This window comes from Paenibacillus sp. YSY-4.3 (assembly GCF_054767475.1).
Genome location: NZ_BAABMC010000007.1, coordinates 186,395 through 206,775, shown reverse-complemented (window position 1 = coordinate 206,775; position 20,381 = coordinate 186,395). Strand labels below are relative to the sequence as shown.

Below are 20,381 nucleotides of genomic sequence, written 5' to 3'. Positions count from 1 at the left end.
ATGTTTTGATCCCTGCCTCACATAGGGGGCCGCCCGGTCTCCCGTGAGCTCTAGGGATTTTTTTTTTGTATGCCAGTTCATGTGAACATTTAGGACTAAATTCCGAACAAAAATAATGAAAATAATACATAAGTCACACAAATATTTACATTGTTTCCAATGGGTGAAGCGTTGTGATATGATGATTTTTAATTGAAATTTCCAATATTTCCATAATGCTATGAAATAGCGATTCAGATTGGAGGAGAAAGTATGCCTAGTATTTTTTTGCCGATCCGATCGGAAAAAACGAGGAAATTCGAATTAATGCCTCATGAAAAAAGTAGTTTTATGAATATGCTGCGCAAGAATCGCTTCTGTTTTCAATCTGGATTGAAATGTCTGCACAAGCTGACAGAACAAGAAATCAAACGCTCGGTTAAAATGAACGGGCAATTAATTCACGCTGTCAAGCAAAGAATGCTGCCGTTGGAATTCTCTTATTTGCTTCTGCTGACGGATCCTCATGGAATGGTGCTGTATTCAAGCGGGACCGAAGAGGTGATAGAGAAAGTCAGAGAATATGAACTCTGTACGGGCACCTCTTTTGCACTAGAGCATGCGGGGCTAAATGCCATTTCAGCCTCTAAGGAGCTGAGACGGCCTGTCATCCTAAAAGGAGAGGACCATTCGCTGGAAATACTCAAAGGATGGAGCTGCTGTTGTGTGCCTATATTAGGGGAGCAGGGGGTTATTGCCGGATTTCTCGATATTTCCACGGATAAGGCCTTTAACTGCGAGCTGTTGATTCAACTACTAGAGTATATATCTTCCCTTGTGGAACAGGATCTCCGCGATATGTCGGATGACGAACTGGATGTGGATAAGCTATTCGAGCCGTTTCAGTTAACAGCGAGAGAGAAAGAAGTAATGAGGTACTGGTTCCTTGATTATGATTACAAGCAAATTGGCCTGCTTCTTAAGATGAGTCCGGGTACGGTGAAAGTCAATGTGATCAATGTCTACAACAAAATGAATGTTAATTCCAAAGCTTCCTTTATTCTAAAGGTGCTTGGAATCATTTAAACTATTAAATTGCTATTTTTGTTTAAATGGTAGAATATACCACGCTATAACACCCAAGTAAATACATAAAAGGAAATATATTATATATTTAAAAATTGAATTATTCTATAAATGCAGTAATCATTAACTATTTTGGAGGAGTGATTTTATGATGAATGAAAAGTTTAAGAAGGTAATCATGGCATCTGTAGCAACCGCTCTTTTTGTTGTACCAACGACTTCCGCTATTGCGTCGGCAAGCACACCTGCCGCTGCGGCGAAGCCGGCTGCTTATGCTGCAGCTGCAATTTCCACTTCGAAAAATGTTAATTCTGAAATCAAGCTTAAGACGATTGCTGCTATGGTTCGTGCTGGCGGCTGGTTACTGGAAAACGCTCTTAAGCCTTTCAGCAAAAAAGCCGCAGACAATGTTCTGAAATACCGCTCACAAATCGCGGATGCATTGGAAGCGCTGGAGACGTGGAGTAAATCCCAATTTGTTAACTTGCTTGTAAAAGCAGGAGTGCCGAAGGATGTTGCAGATTCCATTGCTGAAGTGATCGTGTTCCTCGTTCTATAATTATCATGAAGTAGATGCCAAGGACCGTCGAATGCTGCGTTTCAGCTTCCGACGGTTTTTGGCGGTATATACATAGGCATATTGATGATGGAGGTGTCTGCTGTCTTGAGCAAAAACAGCATGAAGGAGCGCTTGTTATTATGGCTTGTGCTGGCGGGTATTATCCTTGTTCTGTTAGTTATTCTAGTATTTGCAGTCTTTTCGCTGAGAAGCTTTGATTTTATCCAGCTTCGAATTGCTTCGATTGGCTCGGCGTTTGCTTTTATGGGGTTATTGCTGCTGGGACTCGGTATCCTGGGCATGATCGGAACCATGCTGGACAGCCTGCGAAGGCATTTGTTCAAGGATCGGCTCAGTTGGGCAACTAGGGCAGTACAGGAAATTCTGCTGATTGCTATTTTTGGAACGATGATCTATAGCATTGACCAGTGGATCGATGGTGTGGAGATCGGGAATGTTCAGACGGAGATTTTGCTGGCGTTATTCTTGTACGGCCTGGTCTCTCTACTTGGAAAGCTTGGTGATCAAATCAAAAAGCAGGATGCCGAAGCAAAGGAGAAGCAGACATGAACTGGAAAAAATACTTGGCCTTAATTTGGATTGTAGGGCTGTTGCTAGTCCAGTTCCCCCCGGCCGCTAATGCGGAGGAATTATGGGGGGCATCCGGTGAATCGGAACTCAATACCGTGTTAAATGCCGATTGGAGTGAACACGCCGTACCCGGACAATGGCTGGTTAGCTATAAAGCATCTGCTATGCTGCGGCTTGTCCCGGAAGAAAGCTTCACCCTCCGCCACGAAGATTCGGACCAGCTTGAGCTGATCGAGGTAAAGCCGAATGAGGAGGAGGAAATACTGGAGGAGTTGTTGAATGATCCGTCCGTAACCTATATCGAACCTAATTATATTTACAGGGCTGCTTCGGATGTTCAGCTCAAGGAGGGGCGGGATCCGCTATATGAGCAGCAGTGGGGGCATATTGCCGTTCAGGCTGCGGAGGCATGGAGCAGGATTAGCGGCATGAATGTACCGGATTCGAGGGAGATCATCGTAGCCGTCCTGGATTCAGGCATTGATACGGACCATCCCGACCTGCAGGGCCGTTTTCTCAAGGGTTATAATGCTATAGAAGATTCGGAGCAAGTAGAGGATGATTTTGGGCACGGAACTGCCGTTTCCGGGATCATTAACGCAGTCTATGCTAATGATATCGGCGTTACTGGAATTGCTGGCCGATATCCCGTACGAATTCTGCCAATCAAGGTGCTGGATCAATATGGAAACGGGTCGACATTCTCCGTGATCAGAGGGATTGAGAAGGCAATCGAAGACGGGGCCGATGTTATTAATTTGAGTCTTAGCGGCAACGGCAACAGTTATTTGCTCCAAGAAGCCGTACGCAAGGCCGTCGATCACGGGATCATCGTCGTGGCCGCTGCCGGAAATCATGCGGATCATACCTCCGGTTACTACCCGGCGATGTATCCGGAGACGATCGCTGTTTCGGCAGTGACTGAAACGGGCAGCTTTGCAGCATTCAGCAATTATGGCACGCCGATTGATTTGACAGCACCCGGTGAACGCATTCTGACAACGATGCCTTTTGGAGACTTTGAATACCATGACGGAACATCGTTAGCTGCGCCTTATGTATCGGGGGCGGCGGCCTTGATGAAGCTGGCACGGCCCGATTGGGGCGTTCAGGAAATTCGGACTGCCCTTGAGCAATCGGCGAAGGATTTGGGCGATCCGGGATATGATATATACTTTGGCCACGGCTTGCTGCAGATTGATTCTGCATTGTCGCTCGCCGAGGAGCCTGGGATCGATCCGCAGCTGCGGCTGCTGAAGCCGAATATGCTGGAGCAGGTAAAAGGAAAGGTTGATTTTGAAGTGAGGCTGCCTAAGGGAGGCACCTCCCTTGCTATGACGGATTCGCAAGGACTGCTGATTCCGCTCGACGCCCTGCAGGTACGAGAGACGGAGCGAATTGCCGCCTTTTCTCTGAATACGGAGAATTGGGCTGACGGAATGCGCTCCTGGTCGCTTCAAGCCTTCAGCGCTACGGGGGAGCCCGTCGGTACAAGGCTGGACATCAGCCTGCTTATTAGTAATACGACGGCAATGGGAATTCCGGTAACGGTTTTGGATCCCGAGGGAACCCCGGTTCACGGCGCGAAGATTCAACTGTTAAGGCAAGTGGAGAAGTCTGCGTGGATGGGAGATCCATTTGAAGCCGTGTTCAGCATGTATTCCAATGATCAGGGCTTGGCTTTTTTTCCGGAAGCGCTCCTGCTGGCGACAGAGCGATATATTGTCAAAGCATCATTCTCCGATGACAGGAACGGACTTGAGTATACGGCTGTTCAGGAAATTCTAAACCGGGGTGCGCCGCTTCTGTTCGATTCCCGCCAGCAAAGCGACGCTGCCTTGAGTATTTCCTTTTCACAACCCTCATCGGATACAGCTTCTTCCTTTCTCGCCGCAGCCAAAGAAGGGAAATTTACGGTCGTCCCTATAGCTTATGGGCAGGAGCTGTGGGATCTGGCCTACCGGCTGGAAGCCGGGAAGGAGGGTATGGGCAAGCTGCTGCTTCCCACAGGAGCATATTCAGCATTTGCGGCATATTCATCATTGGAAGGAAGTTATGTAGCCAGAAGGGAATTGAATATCAGTGTGGATCATGAGAGAGGGCGTCCGATTGAAGTACAGTTTGATATTGACCTCTCCCGGCCGATGAAATATAGTCTGCCCAACTGGGCGGATAAGGCAGAGCTCTATTTGGAATCGAAGGCCGAAGGATTGGAGCAGCCGATTATGCTGCAAGACAGTCAGCCTCTATGGCTGGACCGGTACTCTGCAGCAGTGTCTATTGTCAAACTGACCCAGCTCTCAGAAGGAAGCGAGTGGGAATACTCGCTGGCTCCGCATGATTCGGTTATCCAGGCTGGACAGAATCATTCTTTAGTCATACCCGGGCAGGCTATATTGAGTAAAGCTATGGAGCCCAAAGTGAAAGGTGGATTCAGCGTCCGTCCAGGCGAAACACTTGATATTGCTTACTCCCTGTCGCTAGGAGGACAGCTAGCCATCAGCGAAATCTATCAGGATGGCGAGGAGATCTACCCTTCTATTGTGCTGCTTGACCGTAAAGGCAGGGAGGTATCCCGCAGTGAACTTGATTACGGCTCCATCTGGAAGGTTCCCGCGCATATACCCAAAGGAACGTATTCTTTATATGTAGATGCTTCCCGGCTGCCGCTTCCCTTCTCAGGTCCAAGCGAGATGAAGCTGTACGAGCTTCGTGTAGGCGAAGGCAAGGCAACGGCTATTAGCGTGATTTCACATGATAGCCTCTACAGCTTGCTTTGCGAGTTGATCGTTGTCGATAGCAGGACTGGTGAAGAGCTGTATTCCGGCATGGTATTTGCCGAGAAAGAAGCGGTGTTCGAAGTGCTGGGACTTTCACCCAGAGCCAGCTATGTGCTGAAAATACGCGGATTGACGAGCGATCGTACGCCATTTTATACCGAATCCATATTAAAGCCGGAAACTGGCGACAGAGTGACAATCGATCTTGCAGCGGACCAGTCAGGGATGCGTCTCGTATCGTTCCGGCTGCAGGCAGGCCAGTTCTTTGATCTCTCCAAGGATGGCGTAAATGTGACCTCCATAGCTGCAGAGCAGGATGGTACTTACATGGCTTGGCTGGGCAGTGGAAGCTATACGATGACCCTTGTGCAGAGAAGCGGTGAGCGGCCGTATTATTTCAAGCGTGACATTAAAATAGATAAAAATACAACTACACTCCATACTGACCCTGATTATTCATCCATGCTCCAGGTTGATTGGCAATCTCCATACCGGGACGAGGACGACCAAATCGGAATTAAGGATAGAATAAATCCGATATTCAGCGAGCACTTTCTCTTTCCGGCGAAACCGGGCAAGCAGCTGTATGTCAGCCAAGGGGAGTTGGAATTCCAACTGCTGGACGTTGAATCGGCCGGACAGGTCAAATTCGTGCATGTTCTCGATGCCAGGCCTCAGCAGAGCAGGGGCGTTATCAAGTTTCGCACCGATCACAGCTACGCGGCGCGTCTATCTGCACAGAACAGTAAAGGCCAAGAAATGAATGGGAAGGTGCAGGTGAAGGACAGCTTCGGAAATCGACTGATAGGCTTGCTGCAGGTGACCTATGAGAACTGGAATGCAGTGAAAGATCCGGTGTTTTTGTCCGTGGATCCATTGACCGGACCGGAACTGGTCATTGCTGAAGATATGACGCATGCAGCTTTTCGCAAGCTTGGAGAACAGCATATTCGCCCGATTCTTCGCTTGTGGCAGGATGGTCGTCTTGTAGCTGAACAACAGGGTACGTGGGAGGAATTCAAGCTTAAGCTTCCGGACGGGCTCAGGAAAGGAAGATACAATCTGGTATGGTCTGTGGAGGGGCCAGTTTTATTAAGCACGGAGACAACTGTTCGGCTGAACCAATGATCATGTTGTGCTAATGTTGTGCTCACTCTAAGAAGGCGATAGTAAATCGAATATATTTCAACAGCCCCTAATATAGGAGAGAACCTATTGTTACGGGCTATTTTTTTTTTGATATAAAATGCGTAGCGAACTGGATTCACATAATAAGATTTATTAATCGAGGAATTCCATGGCGCTGTAAGCACAAGAATAGATAACCTTTCCATACAGACATTTATTAACTGGTACGAAGCCGGAGCAAATGGTAGCGCTACAATTTTCCGTTGCCAGCGCTTACAGTTGCGGGTAGGATAGTCATAAAGGTGCGGAGCATCCTGAAATCGGCGTGGTAGGTATCATCGCTACTTTTCGCTGAATTATTTGGCTGTAGTAAATCAGCCAGATCGGATAGGATTATCATTACAATTGAACAGAACTTGATTTCTATATGAGGGGGATAGCCATGTACACCTTGCTTATCGCGGATGATGAAGCTCTTGAGCGCGAGGGGCTGGAACTGATGATCCGGCATATGCTGCCGGATACCTTCACGTTTCTTCATGCGGAGAACGGCAGACGGGCCATTCAGCTTGCGGAGGAGGCACGGCCGGATTTTATTTTCATGGATATCAAGATGCCTGGCATTCAAGGGCTGGAGGCGGTACGGGAAATACTTGCGAAGTATCCGGCGACGAGGATCGTGATGATTACAGCCCATGATTACTTCACCTATGCCAAGGAGAGTCTGGCTTTAGGGGTCCGGGATTATTTGCTCAAACCGGCCAAGCGGGAGGAGGTGCTTCAGGTGCTGAAGACGCTGATCGCGGAGACGGAAGAAGCGAGGCGCGAGCGGGATGAACGGTTGGAAATGCAGGAGAAGCTGTCTCAGCTGCTGCCGCTGGCGGAGAATGAGCTGTCGCTCATGCTGATGCTGGAATGCGTGCAGGAGGTCGAGGTAGAGCAGCTTGCCCATTTATTGAATTTGCAGTGGCAGAAGGGGTATGCGACGGTGCTGTCTTTTGCCCGGCATGCCGCCAAGGATTGGGAAGGATTTCAACTCGTCAAAAAAGAAGTCTACGAAGCCGTCAAGCATTTCGCCAAGCCGAACCTATCCTGTCTCGTCAGCCCTGTGGTCGGACATCAGATGGCGTTGTTCATCCCTTTGCCTCCCGGTCAACCGGGTTACACGCAGCGCGTGAAATCGCTCGAGTGGGGCGAACGCGTAAAGAGCCTTATCGAGGAACGATTCCATCTCACTTTGTCCGTCGGTATTGGATCAATCCGCGAAGGCTGGGACGGGATGGGCCGGTCATATCGGGAAGCTGTCCGTGTATGCGCGGATGACCATGATCTCGTCAGCGTCCGGCATTATGACGATATTGCTCAGAGCTCGGGACAGAGGATCATTACGCTCGACGAAGAGAAGAAGCTGCTGGATGCGCTGCTGCGGCAGGATAAGCAGGAGGCGGCGAATCGGTTTGCCCTGTTCTGGGAACGGCTGGTACGGAGCGAGCCCGCCCAATTGCCGCGCTTGCGGGGAGAAGTAATCGGACTGCTCTTGTATTTAAGCCGGGGGACACAAGCTGGCGATGGGGCAGAATTAATCAGTTCGTTAAGCGCTATAGAGGACCGGGAAACGCTAAGACAAGGCGCGCAGCTGTGGCTGGATACGTTTATCGATGGCCTAAAGGAAGAAAAAGAACGCGGCCGTTCCCATGTGCTTCAACGTGCGCTGCTCTACATCGGCCAGAATTACAAAGAGGACCTCTCCATGGAGCAGAGTGCCGAATACGTCAATCTTAGCCCATATTATTTCAGCAAACTGTTCAAGCAGCACACGGGTGAAAACTTCATTGATTATGTGACGCGGCTGCGCATGGAGGAGGCCAAGAGGCTGATTGGAGAACAGCGTCTCAGTTTGAAGGAAATTTGTTTTGAGGTCGGTTACAATGACCCGAATTATTTCAGTCGAGTTTTTAAGAAAACGCTGGGAATGACGCCTACCGAGTATCGCCAGCAACTGGAGAAACCAAGTCCTTGTTAAACGACAAGGACTTTTTTGTTATGTTCAGCAAAATCGTGCTATGAAAGCGCTATCCATGAAAATCATTACATCAGGGCGCAATCCATTGAAGGTGGAGAGCAAACAAGTGCAGGTAATCGTCCGTCCACTGCTTCAAGTCCGGTGCTAAGATTTAAATGTAAGCGCAATCAAACATTATATTCGATGAAAAGGGGCGAAGAAAGAGTGAGAAAATACGGTCATTTGTTACGGTTAAGCTTAGCTGCAGTTTTGTTGGCATCCTCTCTTGCAGGCTGCGGTGTGGTGTCGGATGGCAGCGCCAATACGAAGAATAACGCAGGAACAGGAAATACGGCCGCAGGCAAAGACGACGGCAAGATCGTCATTGGGCTGTCGATGGACACACTTAAGGAGGAGCGTTGGCAGAAGGACCGGGATATTTTCTCGGCCAAGGTCAAGGAGCTCGGCGGAGATGTGAAGGTGCTGGCGGCGAACGGCGATGATGCTACACAGCTTAGCCAGGCGGAGCAGCTAATTTCTCAGGGCGTCGACGTACTCGTCGTCATCGCGCACAATGCGGAAGCGACCGCGCCGATCGTAGAGAAGGCGCATAAAGAAGGCATCAAGGTCATCGCGTACGATCGTCTGATCAATAATGCCGAAGTGGATTACTACATTTCTTTTGACAACGTCCGGGTCGGGGAGCTCCAGGCTCAGGCCGTCATCGACCAAGCGCCAAAAGGCAACATCGTCTACATCGGCGGAGCCGATACGGATAACAATGCGCATATGTTCAAGACGGGCGCGATGAACATTTTGAAGCCGCTGGAAGAGAAAGGCGACATCAAAATCGTGTATGATCAGTTCTCCAAAGACTGGAAGCCGGAAGAGGCTCTGAAGAACATGGAGAATGCGCTGACCTCTGTGAAGAACGACGTGCAAGGCGTTGTAGCGGCGAATGACGGTACGGCAGGCGGAGCGATTCAGGCTTTGACCGCACAAGGCATGGCCGGCAAAATCCCGGTATCCGGTCAGGATGCGGATTTGGCTGCGGTACAGCGGATCGCGGAAGGCACGCAGCAAATGACGGTGTATAAGCCGATTAAATCGATCGCCACGAAGGCGGCAGAAATGGCTGTGGCAGCAGCGAAAGGCGAAGACATTGCTACGGACACGGCTGTATACAACGGCAAATTCGATGTTCCATCCGTATTGCTTGATCCGATTCCGGTCAGCAAGGATGAGCTCTCTATTTTGATCGAGGACGGTTTCCACAAGCTGGAGGATGTCTACAAGAATGTTCCTAAAGATCAATGGCCGCAGCAGTAAGCTTTAGCTAAGTGAATCTGGCAAGGGATTTGCGGGGCAGTTGAAGCTCGTGCTGCAACTGAAAGCAGCTTCGGCTGTCCCGTCCCTTTACGATAACTCGGCGTTAGAAGGAGATAGAAGCCTATGTACGTGTTAGAAATGGTGAACATCAGCAAGGAGTTTCCGGGCGTTAAGGCGCTGGATCAGGTGAACTTCAAGTTACAGAAGGGCGAAATTCATGCCTTGTGCGGCGAGAACGGGGCGGGCAAGTCAACGCTTATGAAAGTGCTGAGCGGTCTGTATCCGGCGGGAACCTACAGCGGCGATCTGCTCATCGGCGGAGAGAAGAAGGAGTTTCACAATATTGCGGATGCGGAGAAAGCGGGCATTACGATTATCCATCAAGAGCTGGCGCTCGTGAAGGACATGACCGTGGGCGAAAATATTTTTCTCGGGGCGGAGCCGCAAAGGCACGGGGTCATCCGCTGGGATGAGCTGTATCACAATGCTGCCTTGTGGCTGAAAAGAGTGGGCCTGAACATTTCGCCCAACACGAAAATCGGCAGCCTGGGCATCGGCCAGCAGCAGCTTGTGGAGATCGCCAAAGCGCTGTCCAAGCATACGCAAATTTTGATTTTGGATGAACCGACGGCGGCATTGACCGAAAGTGAAGTCGCCATTTTGATGAATATTCTAAATCAACTTCGCAGCGAAGGGGTTTCCTGCATTTATATTTCGCATAAAATGCCGGAAGTGTTCGAGCTGGCGGATTCGATTACGGTGCTGCGCGATGGGCAGACGGTAACGACGCTGGATCGCCATGAAACGAATGATGACCATGTCGTGTCGCTTATGGTGGGCCGCGAACTGACGGAGCGCTACCCAAGGGTAGAGCATACGCCTGGAGAGACTGTGCTTGAAGTAAAGAACTATAATGTATGGCATCCCGAAAAACGGGATCAGAAAGTGATCGAGGATGTAAATTTCACTTTACGCAAGGGAGAAATTTTAGGGATAGCCGGATTGATGGGAGCAGGACGCACCGAGCTGGTGAGCAGTTTGTTTGGCGCTTATGATGGGCGTTCGGCAGGTGAGGTGCTGATTGAAGGCAAGACTGTTCGTATTCGGTCGGTAACCGATGCGATCGAGGCGGGTTTTGCATTAGTTAGCGAAGATCGCAAGCGTCAGGGACTCGTAATGAATATGGACGTGAAGACGAATACGACGATGGCTACGATGAGCAAAGTCTCGAAGCTTGGAGTCATCAACGAAAATGAAGAGATTAGATGGGGACTTCGGTATGTGCAGGATTTAAAGACGAAAACAGCTTCGCTCGAAACGGCCGTAGGCACGCTCTCCGGGGGGAATCAACAGAAGGTCGTCATCGGCAAATGGTTGATGTCCGACCCGAAAATCCTCATCATGGATGAGCCGACTCGGGGGATTGACGTTGGAGCGAAGTACGAAATATATCATTTGATGAATCAGCTTGTTGAGCAGGGCGTAGCCATTATTATGATTTCCTCGGAGCTTCCGGAGGTGCTGGGCATGAGCGACCGGATTCTGGTTATGAGTGAAGGGGAATTCGTACGCGAGTTCGATTGGCGCGAAGCGACGCAAGAAAATATTATGCAAGCCGCAACGGGAGGGAAATAACTATGCTACAAAATGAATTTCAAAAGCAAGAAGCTCCCGCAGCGAAAACGTCGCTCTGGGGCAGCCTATTCGGCAAAATGGATGTACGAGCTTATACGATGGTTGGAGCGCTCGTACTAATTTGGATACTGTTCGGGATACTGGATCCTACGTTTTTGACCGCACGCAATCTTTCTAACTTGTTTACGCAAATGTCAGTAACCTCGATTTTGGCCATCGGAATGGTGCTTGTTATCGTCGCGGGTCATATCGACCTGTCGGTCGGCTCGATCGTAGGTCTGACGGGCGGGATTGCCGCCATTCTGAGCAACTGGATGGGGCTTCCGCCGATCATTGTCATCGTTGGAACATTGGCAGCCGGTGCTGTGCTAGGGATGGTGCAAGGCTGGCTCGTTGCCTATAAAATGATTCCCGCTTTTATCGTTACGCTGGGCGGGATGATGGTGTTTCGCGGTGTACTGATGGGTGTTACGGAATCGATGACGATCCCCGTATCCGATCCAGTGCTGGCGATGCTGGGCAATGCGTATTTTGCCAAAGGGTTCGGAATTATTATCGCAGCTATCGCTATTGGATTGTTCGTGTGGAGTGCCATAAGAAAGCGTCGTTCCCGGCAGAAGTATGGCTTTGAGGTAGCCCCGCTTGGCGTGGACATTATTAAAGTAGCCGTGGTCTCTTTGATAATTATTTCCTTTGTGCTGATCATGAACAACTACAAAGGCATTCCGTTTCCAATTATCTTCGTCATCGCGCTTGCCGTCATCTTTTATTTCCTGTCCACGAAGACGACGTTTGGACGCCATATTTACGCGATTGGCGGAAACAAGGAGGCGGCCCGCTTATCGGGGATTAACATCCATCGCAAAACGATGCTGATCTTCCTGCTCAGCGGTTTGCTCAGCTCGATCGCAGCTATCGTATTAACGTCCCGTCTAGCATCGGCGACGATTACCGCGGGTACGATGGCCGAGATGGACGCCATTGCTGCTTGTGTCATCGGCGGCACCTCGCTGATGGGTGGTGCGGGTACCGTCATCGGTGCGCTGATCGGCGCTCTGGTTATGACCTCGTTGGACAATGGCATGTCGCTGATGGGACTAGAATCGTTCTGGCAGTATGTCGTTAAAGGCTCCATCCTCGTCTTCGCCGTCTGGCTGGATATTTCTAACCGCCGCAAGGGCGTGAAATAAACCGTATTGAGGCTAATTGAATATGCTGATTGACAAGACCTTGGGTTTCTCCTGTGAGGAGGGATCTGGGGTCTTTTATCACTCCATTTGATTTTCTTTTATAATTTCATTAAATTATTTATATGTAAATTTTACTGAAAGGGTTGAAAAGATGGCAGAAACCAAGCCAAGTATCGGAAAGACAAGCAGAAGAAAGGAGAATTTAAGTAAACCAGTAGAACTTATTTCAAAAATTTTCTTTATCACCATCGGGGCAATCATAGCCGGAGTTGCGCTGGAGCTGTTCCTTGTACCGAATGCGATTATTGATGGCGGAATCACAGGGATCTCGCTTATGCTCACGAATATTACGGAAATTCCATTGGGGATTTTCCTCTTCGCGATCAACCTGCCTTTTATATTTGTTGGCTATAGACAGGTTGGGAAGAAGTTCGCGTTCGCTTCGCTGTACGGTATCGCAGTACTTTCCTTAACAACGGGTTACTTGCATCAAGTGGAGGCTTTTACGAATGACAAATTGCTGGCAGTTCTATTTGGCGCGTTGTTACTCGGTCTGGGCGTTGGCTTAGTGTTAAGGCTAGGGGGTACGACAGATGGGGCGGAAATCGTAGCTATCTTAATCTCGAAAAAAGTCAATGTTTCCGTAGGTCAGATCATCCTCATTATCAACATCGTTATTTTTATCGTAGCCGGCTTCCTGCTCGGCTGGGATTCGGCGATGTATTCGATTTTCACATATTATATCGCCTCCAAGGTCATGGATGTTATCGTACAGGGTCTCGATGAATCGAAATCGGTTACGATTATCACCAAGCAGTACGAAGAAGTGGCCGAAGCCATTATGAATAGTCTTGGAAGAAGCACAACCTACCTGTATGCGAGAGGCGGGATTAGCAAGGAAGAAACCCAGGTCATTTACTGCGTAGTCAGCCGGCTGGAATTGTCCATGCTGAAGACGGTCGTTCGTGAAATTGACCCTAAGGCCTTCATTGCGGTCGAAACGGTGTCTGATGTAACAGGCGGCAGCTTTGCGGATGAAAAAGCGCATTGATGCGTTAAGGGAGGGTGCAGCCATGCTACTCTAGAGGGAGCGGGCATGGGGTATTCTGCGTTGACGCATCGAGGTCAACCAAGCGGCTCTGGGGCTTATGCTCCAGGGCTTATTGCTGTTTACAGCGGCTGTATATCTCCGTTAAGATCTAAGACAACATCTGTATTAGAGCAGGAATAGCGACGATACATATAAATTGAAGATCTGAGGGGAGAGGTTCCATGGAATTATGGGTTATTGTAATGATTGGTTTAATATTGCTTGTTCTCATTTTGACTGCCCTTGGAGTAGCGGCTGCGATTTTAAAGAAGAGGAGGACTTCGGCGCAAAAGAGCAATGTCATCTACTTATCCAAGAAGCGAGCCTCCAATGAGAATTCGGACATCGCCGCTTCACGCAATCAGAAATGTTCCCGGTGCAACCAGGCGAAGAAGCTGGTGTTCTATTCGAATGATTTTGGCCATGTTGCCGGATTGTGTAAAGATTGCAGGAAGGAAATCGGGGGTAAGCAGGAGTTGTATCCGATATAATGCATCAATTTGCTGCATACCTTCTAGTATGCGTTCAATTAATTAACGCGGCTGGAAGGGGAGTAACTGCAATGTATTATATCGAGGTGGAGCAAGGGGTTAAAATATTTGTGGAAGATGTGGATCCTGGCCCTGGCAGCATGCCGATTCTGTTTATCCATGGCTGGCCGGTCAATCATAAAATGTTTGAATACCAGTGGAACATCCTTCCGAAATACGGATATCGCTGCATCGGGATCGATTTGCGCGGCTTCGGCAAATCGGACCGCCCGTGGGCAGGCTATAATTACGATAGGCTGGCCGCCGATGTTCGTGCCGTTGTTGCGGCGCTCGGTATAAACCGCTTTATCCTCACAGGCTTCTCCATCGGTGGAGCGATTGCTATTCGCTACATGGCGCGTTATGCAGGGTATGGGGTATGCAAACTGGCGTTAATTTCGGCGGCTGCCCCTCGCTTCTCCCAATCGCCTAATTATCCTTACGGATTGCCTGTCCATGATATTAATGCGCTTATTCAACAGACTTATTCGAATCGTCCGCAGATGCTGGCTGAATTTGTGGAGAAGTTCTTTTTCAGCAAAATTACTCCTGCATTCCGGGATTGGTTTCAAGATATGGGATTGGCTGCTTCCGGCCATGGGACGATTCAAGGGCTAGTCTCGTTGCGGGATGAAGATTTGCGACCGGACCTCAACCGCATCGTTGTTCCGACAGGATTATTTAATGGTGCGCAGGACCAAATCGTCCCTTTTGCTTCTGCAGAGGCTTTGCACCGGGGAATCCCCCAATCCGAGCTTTACCGGTTTGAAAGGAGCGGGCATGGTGTGTTCTACGATGAGCTTGAGGCATTTAATGAAGCATATATTCGTTTTCTAAGAGTTTAAAAATATATAAAAAGAAAGAGCCTACCGACAAGGTAGCTCTTTCTTTGATTTCACTCTAGTGCAGATCCCGGAATAGGCCGACTACTTTGCCCAAGATCGTCACATGTTTCAAACGAAGCGGCTCCATCGTCGCATTCTCGGGCTGAAGGCGAATATGATCCTTTTCCTTGTAGAATGTCTTGACCGTCGCCTCGTCATCCTCTGTCATCGCAACAACGATTTCTCCGTTATTGGCCGTTTGCTGCTTCCGCACAATAACATAGTCTCCGCTATGGATTCCCGCTTCGATCATGCTGTTGCCGACAACGGATAACATGAAGATCTCGCCTTCTCCGGCATAATGCTGCGGAAGCGGGAAATAATCCTCGATGTTCTCGGTCGCCGTTATAGGAACGCCGGCAGTGACTTTACCGATGACGGGCACACGGGCCACGGAATGGGCAAACTGGCCGATGCCCTCCGCCTCGTCTTGCCCCAGCAATTCGATCGCTCTTGGCTTCGTTGGATCACGCCGGATAAAGCCTTTCTTCTCTAGCCGATCCAAATGGCCGTGTACCGTTGAACTGGAAGCTAGTCCGACTGCTTCGCCGATTTCACGCACGGAAGGCGGGTAACCTTTCAATCTTACTTCGGAGCGTATAAATTCAAGAATAGCTTGCTGACGGCTAGAAACCTTCGACATAATCCATCAACCCCATTTAGTAACGTTTGGAAAAATTATAACATAGAACTTCCGTTCGCACAAACATAAGTTCTAAATATGGAATGGCTGAATTGGAATGCGGGTATTGCTATTGGGATATGCATCTCAGCGTGTTGAATTATCGGTGTCGAAAAATAGGGGAACAATTGTTCTAAAAAACTATTGAATCAAACAAACGTTCGTGTTATTATGATTTCAAATAATAAGAACATTTGTTTGGAGTGATAATATTATGTTGAGATACAGTACCTATCAAAGCATTTATGATCGTAAGGCGAATACGCGCAATGTGGGAGCCCTGCGTAAGGGTGCAGCCAGATTGAATGAAGCAATTGCTTACTCCATTTCGAATATACTTGCTGGAATTACCTTGTTTAAGGTGTTAGTGTTTATTCTGTTCGTGGTTATTGCTTGGGCGGGAATGGTTACGGTAGCAGCCTCATCAGCTGAGCATGAATTTGCAGAGTTGGAATCAGTTGTTGTCAGGCAGGGGGATTCTCTATGGAAGATTGCCGCAGCTCATAAGCCTGGTAATATGGATACGAGGATATATGTTACTTCGATTATGCGGGCGAATGATTTGGCCGGAAGCAATATCCAACCTGGCGATATTCTTGTCCTGCCTACGAAGTGATTCATATGTATAAATGTTCTGGATATATGCATGAAGTCAAAGAAGGAGCCGCAGTCTAATTTGCGGTTCCTTCTTTGTGTTCGTTAAGTGTTAATTGTAATGTCAGGCGCAGAAATGGTCGGCGGAGTCGTTAAATCAGATGCAGCTCCGGCAAAGCTGGCGACCTCCAATGTTACCGGCGTTCCGACCAGGAGATCTGTAGTGGCAAGCACTAAGCTTGCTGTTGTAAGCGTAGATAGGGAGTTTTGCTGCAGGACTCCGTTGATATAGACGTTGAAATAATCGTTAGCCGCTGTAATCGTTGGCAGATCAGTAATAGGAGTATCGTCGTCGTTCGTAAAGCTGTCTGCGGGAATCGTCGTATCGGTGGCTCCGATCATGCCGGCAGTAATGGCAGCGAAGTAGCGAGTCGTAACGGGATTAATGGTCGTAGTGATTGCTCCCCCAGAGGCTACCGGCGCGGAGGCAGTAGCTGTAAATACCGGTTTAATGACAGGCATGTGATCACCTCCTTTTTTCATGACTCGGCGAAAGTGGTTATCAAACGAAGCTACCTGCTTTCGATCCATTATATAGAATGAAAGTTTGCGACACGTTGAAACGGCTATTAACGCCTGCGCAAAAATATGGCCTCAAACGTTATGGGGTGGATAGAAGTCTATTCCTCTGAATGTAAAGAGACATATGATATATAATTATCAAACGCGGAAGGTGTTCATAATGTCTACTGCTGCGGCCAAGCATCAAAAGAATGGCAAAGCGACTAATAGAAATGCTGGAATGAAGGAATCAATCAGACAAGGTTGCAATAAAAGACGAAAAACTTTAATAAGAAAGAAGAAAAAATGCCGACAGCGTTCCATACGGAGAAATCAGCGATTGTGTCCACGGCAACGTAGAAGGATCATCCAGTGGATCATCGGGCAGGGGCTGCAAGGAGAACAGGGGGCATCCTGCTCGCCATGTCAAGCAGGGCCAGCGGGTGGGATTGGCGCGCCAGGTCCGCCAGGAAAAGATGGTGCAGTGGGAGCGCGTGGCCCGCAGGGAGATTCTGGATTACAGGGCTCACCGGGCGAAGCGGGTCCAGCAGGAGCGCAGGGCCCTCATGGCGAACGAGGTGCATCAGGTTCTCAAGGACGTCAAGGTCCTCCTGGCCCGCCTGGTTCACCAGGCTCTCCTGGCGTACCGGGTCCACAAGGTCCACAAGGTCCACAAGGTCCTGCAGGCGAAGTTTCTGGAATTACGATCCTGCCGAGCGCTTTTCGTTATTTTTACTTTCCTCCGGAGGGCCTAACGGGTACCGTTCATATTTCGGCAGCCGAGTTTACCGACGATGACGGTGTTTCGGTTTCGGAGTTCAAAGGGATAGGCATTAACGGATATTCTAATTTATACATTAATGGGGTCATGCAGGAGCGCAGTTTGTACCGTTTGACTACAGCGGATTTAACACTTATTCTTGAAGGAGATATCGTGTTGGCCGGGGCACCAATTATCATCGAAAACGTTGCGTTTGTGGCCCGTATGCAGGTAGCGGCTTCGCAGGGTTTGGTATCTTGACAACCTGTATCAGTCATGTCAATGTTAAAAGGGAATTCATGAATTTATGTGCAGGAGGATATTATGGATATAGATGCAATGGTACGGCGCATTAATGAATTGGCGCGCAAGAACAAGGCTGAAGGGCTTACGGAGGATGAAATGCTGGAACGCGCCCAGCTCCGGGAGACATATCTTCAGAACATAAGAAGAAATTTCCGCCAGCAGCTGGAATCAATCGAAGTGGTGGATAAATAAGGCCGGCCATTTGGTCCGGCTTTACATATGAATAAGGAGGCTCTCATCTATGGAATACGCATATCTTGGCAAAAGCGGATTAGCGGTATCACGGTTATGTTTGGGAAGCATGACATTCGGCGGACAGACCGACGAAGCGGAATCGGCCCGCATGATCGCTTCCTTTCTGGATCAGGGCGGTAATTTTATCGATACGGCTGATGTGTATACCGAAGGACGCTCTGAGGAGATCGTTGGCAAGTACATTAAAGACCGCCGTTCGGAGGTTATCCTTGCGACCAAGGTTCGGATGCGCACATCGCCAGACGTGAATGGCTTCGGAGCCTCGCGCAAACGGATCATGGACGGGGTGGAGGCAAGCCTGAGAAGGCTGGGCACGGACTACATTGATCTCTATCAAATTCATGTCTGGGATGCGGATACGCCGGTCGAAGAGACACTTAGAGCGTTGGATGATCTGGTGACCTCCGGCAAAGTGCGTTACATAGGTTGTTCGAATTATTTGTCGTGGCAACTAATGAAAAGTCTGGGCATCAGCGATTTCAGAGGGTATTCCCGCTATATTTCTTTGCAGCAGCAGTACAGCCTGGTTAGCAGAGAAGCTGAGCGAGAGCTTGTCTCCTTATGCGCGGAAGAGAAGGTCGGCATCATTCCTTGGGCTCCGCTTGGGGGCGGATTCTTGACTGGCAAATACCGCCGGGGCGAAACGCCGAGCGAAGGCCGCCTGGGAACCGCCAAGTCGGGAGAGAGCAGTTGGCAGTACCGCGCGGATGATAAGAACTTCGCGATTCTGGATGCCGTGCTGGCCGTAGCTGAAGAAACGGGCAAAACCCCGGCGCAGGTATCTCTCAATTGGCTACTGGAGCAGCCATGCATCACGTCTCCGATTTTCGGTGCAAGTACATTCGCGCAATTCGAGGAAAATATGGGTTCGGTCGGCTGGAGATTGCCGCTTGAGCTGCGTCAGCGCCTGGATGAAGCAAGCGCGTTACCTGATGAATATCCCGCGCGGTTCCTGAACAAATTTAGTAGAAATATTTAAATCATATTGGAGGAAGATCGATGGCTTCATTTGACAGAAAAGTTGAACGCAACCAAATGAAACTAAACAAGAAAGGAAAGAATTCGCAAGGCAATCAGGGCGGACGATCCGGCACGGGAAGCAGGGCTGGAGCACGGGGAGACGGGGATATTTTTAAAGGCAGAAAAATCATCCTTCCGCTCCTGCTCATTTTGCTGGCTGGATTGTACGCAGGCGTCGCGCTGGCAGGCCGGAGTGCAGAAGTTAGCACGACAATGTTTTGGCTAACGATCGTTCTTTACGTCATTTTGGCTATTGCTTTATTTCTCAACAAACCCTATTTACGGGTCAATAAAAATTATTTGTTCTCGGCCAAGTTTAACCGGGACCGGATGCTGGAAGCGGGACAAATTAGCAAAATCTCGGCGTCCCCGAACAAGATCACGATTACGCCGAAGGCAGGCGGACAGAACTGGGTGTTCTACCGCAAGCGCAATTTATTCGATACGCCAGCTATGGCAGAACGGCTAGAGACCTTTGCGAAAACGCATAAAGTCGATTTCGTTAAAGAATAACAATTTTTCGCAGATGAAAGGAAAGAGAACAAATGACAATCAAAGCGGTTTGTTTCGATCTGGATGATACTTTGCTATGGGACGAGCGTAGCGTAAAAGAGGCTTTTTCGGAAACCTGCTCTAAGGCTCGTGCAGCGGTCGGTATCGATCCGGCGAAGCTGGAGGAGGCCGTTCGCAAAGAGGCTAGAGAGCTATATGAATCGTATGAGACTTTTCCGTTTACTAAAATGATCGGGATCAATCCGTTCGAAGGGCTATGGGCTCATTTTTCGGCGGGCGAGCAGGCTGAATTCCGCAAACTGGAGCAGCTGGCTCCGGTGTATCGCAAGGAAGCGTGGCGCCGTGGTCTGCTTGCTTTAGGCGTAGACAACGAGGAGCTTGCTGCAGAGCTTGCCGAACAGTTCGGTAAGGAGCGCCGCTCCCGTCCGCATGTTTACGAGGAGACTTTTCAGGTTCTCAAGGAGCTAAAGGGTAAAGTCAAGCTGCTCTTGCTGACTAACGGCTGTCCGGCGCTGCAGCAAGAGAAGCTGGATGGGGTTCCGGAGCTTGCGCCTTTCTTTGACGAAATCATTATTTCCGGCGCGTTTGGCAAGGGAAAACCGGATTCGACGATATTCCGGCATGCTCTGGAGCGGCTGGGTGTAGAAGCGAACGAGGCCATCATGGTAGGGGACAAGCTGACTACGGACATCATTGGTTCGCTTGGCGTAGGCATGACGGCAGTATGGATCAATCGCGTAGGCCATACGCGTAACGACGAAATCATTCCGAATTATGAGATTAATCACTTATCTGAGCTTCATGATATAATTGCTGCAAATTAGCCATTATTTTAAATAATAAGAAAAAGCTGCTTCCGGTGTCCCAAATATGGGATCGAAAGCAGCTTTTTTTACGTTCTTTAGAA

The 20,381-nt window shown here is 49.2% G+C and carries 19 protein-coding genes; 17 read left to right on the top strand and 2 right to left on the bottom strand.

The window, feature by feature from the left end; translation table 11 throughout:
- Positions 1–330: 330 nt before the first annotated feature.
- The 11 genes from ACYUJT_RS20615 to ACYUJT_RS20565 all read left to right on the top strand — a co-directional run bounded on the left by ACYUJT_RS20615 (position 331) and on the right by ACYUJT_RS20565 (position 14,744).
- Positions 331–1,065, top strand: coding sequence for a helix-turn-helix transcriptional regulator (locus tag ACYUJT_RS20615; protein ID WP_460325774.1), 735 nt, complete (start codon positions 331–333; stop codon positions 1,063–1,065).
- Positions 1,066–1,213: 148 nt separating this feature from the next.
- Entirely contained in the window at positions 1,214–1,624 is a 411-nt protein-coding gene (locus ACYUJT_RS20610) for a hypothetical protein (RefSeq protein WP_460325772.1), read from the top strand.
- Between the two features lie 105 nt (positions 1,625–1,729).
- On the top strand, positions 1,730–2,194 hold the full coding sequence (locus ACYUJT_RS20605; protein WP_460325770.1) for a hypothetical protein: 465 nt from the start codon (positions 1,730–1,732) through the stop codon (positions 2,192–2,194).
- Positions 2,191–6,123, top strand: coding sequence for a S8 family peptidase (locus tag ACYUJT_RS20600; protein WP_460325768.1), 3,933 nt, complete (start codon positions 2,191–2,193; stop codon positions 6,121–6,123). Before ACYUJT_RS20605 ends, ACYUJT_RS20600 begins: the two co-directional genes overlap by 4 nt.
- A 442-nt stretch (positions 6,124–6,565) precedes the next feature.
- Entirely contained in the window at positions 6,566–8,146 is a 1,581-nt protein-coding gene (locus ACYUJT_RS20595; RefSeq protein ID WP_460325766.1) for a helix-turn-helix domain-containing protein, read from the top strand.
- Between the two features lie 183 nt (positions 8,147–8,329).
- On the top strand, positions 8,330–9,454 hold the full coding sequence (xylF, locus tag ACYUJT_RS20590; RefSeq protein WP_460325764.1) for a D-xylose ABC transporter substrate-binding protein: 1,125 nt from the start codon (positions 8,330–8,332) through the stop codon (positions 9,452–9,454).
- Positions 9,455–9,577: 123 nt separating this feature from the next.
- Entirely contained in the window at positions 9,578–11,089 is a 1,512-nt protein-coding gene (locus tag ACYUJT_RS20585) for a xylose ABC transporter ATP-binding protein (protein WP_460325762.1), read from the top strand.
- Between the two features lie 2 nt (positions 11,090–11,091).
- A complete protein-coding gene (locus ACYUJT_RS20580) occupies positions 11,092–12,279 on the top strand; it encodes a sugar ABC transporter permease (protein ID WP_460325760.1) in 1,188 nt (395 codons plus the stop codon).
- 151 nt (positions 12,280–12,430) lie between these two features.
- Positions 12,431–13,330 carry a YitT family protein gene (locus ACYUJT_RS20575; RefSeq protein WP_460325758.1) on the top strand — a complete coding sequence of 300 codons (900 nt, stop codon included), beginning with the start codon at positions 12,431–12,433 and terminating at the stop codon, positions 13,328–13,330.
- 221 nt (positions 13,331–13,551) lie between these two features.
- On the top strand, positions 13,552–13,860 hold the full coding sequence (locus tag ACYUJT_RS20570) for a hypothetical protein (protein WP_460325756.1): 309 nt from the start codon (positions 13,552–13,554) through the stop codon (positions 13,858–13,860).
- 71 nt (positions 13,861–13,931) lie between these two features.
- Positions 13,932–14,744 carry an alpha/beta fold hydrolase gene (locus tag ACYUJT_RS20565; RefSeq protein WP_460325754.1) on the top strand — a complete coding sequence of 271 codons (813 nt, stop codon included), beginning with the start codon at positions 13,932–13,934 and terminating at the stop codon, positions 14,742–14,744.
- Positions 14,745–14,799: 55 nt separating this feature from the next.
- On the opposite strand, the gene lexA is transcribed toward ACYUJT_RS20565, so the two are convergent.
- A complete protein-coding gene (lexA, locus tag ACYUJT_RS20560; protein WP_460325752.1) occupies positions 14,800–15,426 on the bottom strand; it encodes a transcriptional repressor LexA in 627 nt (208 codons plus the stop codon).
- 253 nt (positions 15,427–15,679) lie between these two features.
- Here lexA and ACYUJT_RS20555 point away from each other — a divergent pair, with 253 nt between their 5' ends.
- A complete protein-coding gene (locus tag ACYUJT_RS20555) occupies positions 15,680–16,081 on the top strand; it encodes a LysM peptidoglycan-binding domain-containing protein (RefSeq protein WP_460325750.1) in 402 nt (133 codons plus the stop codon).
- An 83-nt stretch (positions 16,082–16,164) separates the two neighbouring features.
- Here ACYUJT_RS20555 and ACYUJT_RS20550 read toward each other — a convergent pair whose 3' ends face one another.
- Positions 16,165–16,581: a DUF4183 domain-containing protein gene (locus ACYUJT_RS20550; RefSeq protein WP_460325831.1), complete on the bottom strand. Its 417-nt coding sequence runs from the start codon at positions 16,579–16,581 to the stop codon at positions 16,165–16,167.
- 379 nt (positions 16,582–16,960) lie between these two features.
- On the opposite strand from ACYUJT_RS20550, the gene ACYUJT_RS20545 reads away from it, so the two are divergent.
- The 5 genes from ACYUJT_RS20545 to ACYUJT_RS20525 all read left to right on the top strand — a co-directional run bounded on the left by ACYUJT_RS20545 (position 16,961) and on the right by ACYUJT_RS20525 (position 20,298).
- Positions 16,961–17,641 carry a DUF4183 domain-containing protein gene (locus ACYUJT_RS20545; RefSeq protein WP_460325748.1) on the top strand — a complete coding sequence of 227 codons (681 nt, stop codon included), beginning with the start codon at positions 16,961–16,963 and terminating at the stop codon, positions 17,639–17,641.
- Between the two features lie 63 nt (positions 17,642–17,704).
- Positions 17,705–17,878, top strand: a complete 174-nt coding sequence (locus ACYUJT_RS20540; RefSeq protein ID WP_074048641.1) for a DUF896 domain-containing protein — start codon at positions 17,705–17,707, stop codon at positions 17,876–17,878.
- Between the two features lie 49 nt (positions 17,879–17,927).
- Positions 17,928–18,920 (top strand): aldo/keto reductase, encoded by a 993-nt coding sequence (locus tag ACYUJT_RS20535; protein ID WP_460325745.1) that lies wholly within the window; start codon positions 17,928–17,930, stop codon positions 18,918–18,920.
- A 20-nt stretch (positions 18,921–18,940) separates the two neighbouring features.
- Complete coding sequence (locus ACYUJT_RS20530) at positions 18,941–19,474, top strand: hypothetical protein (RefSeq protein ID WP_460325743.1); 534 nt, start codon at positions 18,941–18,943, stop codon at positions 19,472–19,474.
- 32 nt (positions 19,475–19,506) lie between these two features.
- Positions 19,507–20,298 (top strand): HAD family hydrolase, encoded by a 792-nt coding sequence (locus tag ACYUJT_RS20525; RefSeq protein ID WP_460325741.1) that lies wholly within the window; start codon positions 19,507–19,509, stop codon positions 20,296–20,298.
- The last annotated feature ends 83 nt before the right edge of the window (positions 20,299–20,381 follow it).

What these genes read in the sequence shown, in the direction of transcription:
- ACYUJT_RS20615 (WP_460325774.1), top strand. Translation starts at nt 331, where the DNA reads ATGAATATGCTGCGCAAGAATCGCTTCTGTTTTCAATCTGGATTGAAA.
- ACYUJT_RS20610 (WP_460325772.1), top strand. Translation starts at nt 1,214, where the DNA reads ATGATGAATGAAAAGTTTAAGAAGGTAATCATGGCATCTGTAGCAACC.
- ACYUJT_RS20600 (WP_460325768.1), top strand. Translation starts at nt 2,191, where the DNA reads ATGAACTGGAAAAAATACTTGGCCTTAATTTGGATTGTAGGGCTGTTG.
- ACYUJT_RS20595 (WP_460325766.1), top strand. Translation starts at nt 6,566, where the DNA reads ATGTACACCTTGCTTATCGCGGATGATGAAGCTCTTGAGCGCGAGGGG.
- xylF (WP_460325764.1), top strand. Translation starts at nt 8,330, where the DNA reads ATGAAAAGGGGCGAAGAAAGAGTGAGAAAATACGGTCATTTGTTACGG.
- ACYUJT_RS20585 (WP_460325762.1), top strand. Translation starts at nt 9,578, where the DNA reads ATGTACGTGTTAGAAATGGTGAACATCAGCAAGGAGTTTCCGGGCGTT.
- ACYUJT_RS20580 (WP_460325760.1), top strand. Translation starts at nt 11,092, where the DNA reads ATGCTACAAAATGAATTTCAAAAGCAAGAAGCTCCCGCAGCGAAAACG.
- ACYUJT_RS20575 (WP_460325758.1), top strand. Translation starts at nt 12,431, where the DNA reads ATGGCAGAAACCAAGCCAAGTATCGGAAAGACAAGCAGAAGAAAGGAG.
- ACYUJT_RS20570 (WP_460325756.1), top strand. Translation starts at nt 13,552, where the DNA reads ATGGAATTATGGGTTATTGTAATGATTGGTTTAATATTGCTTGTTCTC.
- ACYUJT_RS20565 (WP_460325754.1), top strand. Translation starts at nt 13,932, where the DNA reads ATGTATTATATCGAGGTGGAGCAAGGGGTTAAAATATTTGTGGAAGAT.
- lexA (WP_460325752.1), bottom strand. Translation starts at nt 15,426, where the DNA reads ATGTCGAAGGTTTCTAGCCGTCAGCAAGCTATTCTTGAATTTATACGC.
- ACYUJT_RS20555 (WP_460325750.1), top strand. Translation starts at nt 15,680, where the DNA reads ATGTTGAGATACAGTACCTATCAAAGCATTTATGATCGTAAGGCGAAT.
- ACYUJT_RS20550 (WP_460325831.1), bottom strand. Translation starts at nt 16,581, where the DNA reads ATGCCTGTCATTAAACCGGTATTTACAGCTACTGCCTCCGCGCCGGTA.
- ACYUJT_RS20540 (WP_074048641.1), top strand. Translation starts at nt 17,705, where the DNA reads ATGGATATAGATGCAATGGTACGGCGCATTAATGAATTGGCGCGCAAG.
- ACYUJT_RS20535 (WP_460325745.1), top strand. Translation starts at nt 17,928, where the DNA reads ATGGAATACGCATATCTTGGCAAAAGCGGATTAGCGGTATCACGGTTA.
- ACYUJT_RS20530 (WP_460325743.1), top strand. Translation starts at nt 18,941, where the DNA reads ATGGCTTCATTTGACAGAAAAGTTGAACGCAACCAAATGAAACTAAAC.
- ACYUJT_RS20525 (WP_460325741.1), top strand. Translation starts at nt 19,507, where the DNA reads ATGACAATCAAAGCGGTTTGTTTCGATCTGGATGATACTTTGCTATGG.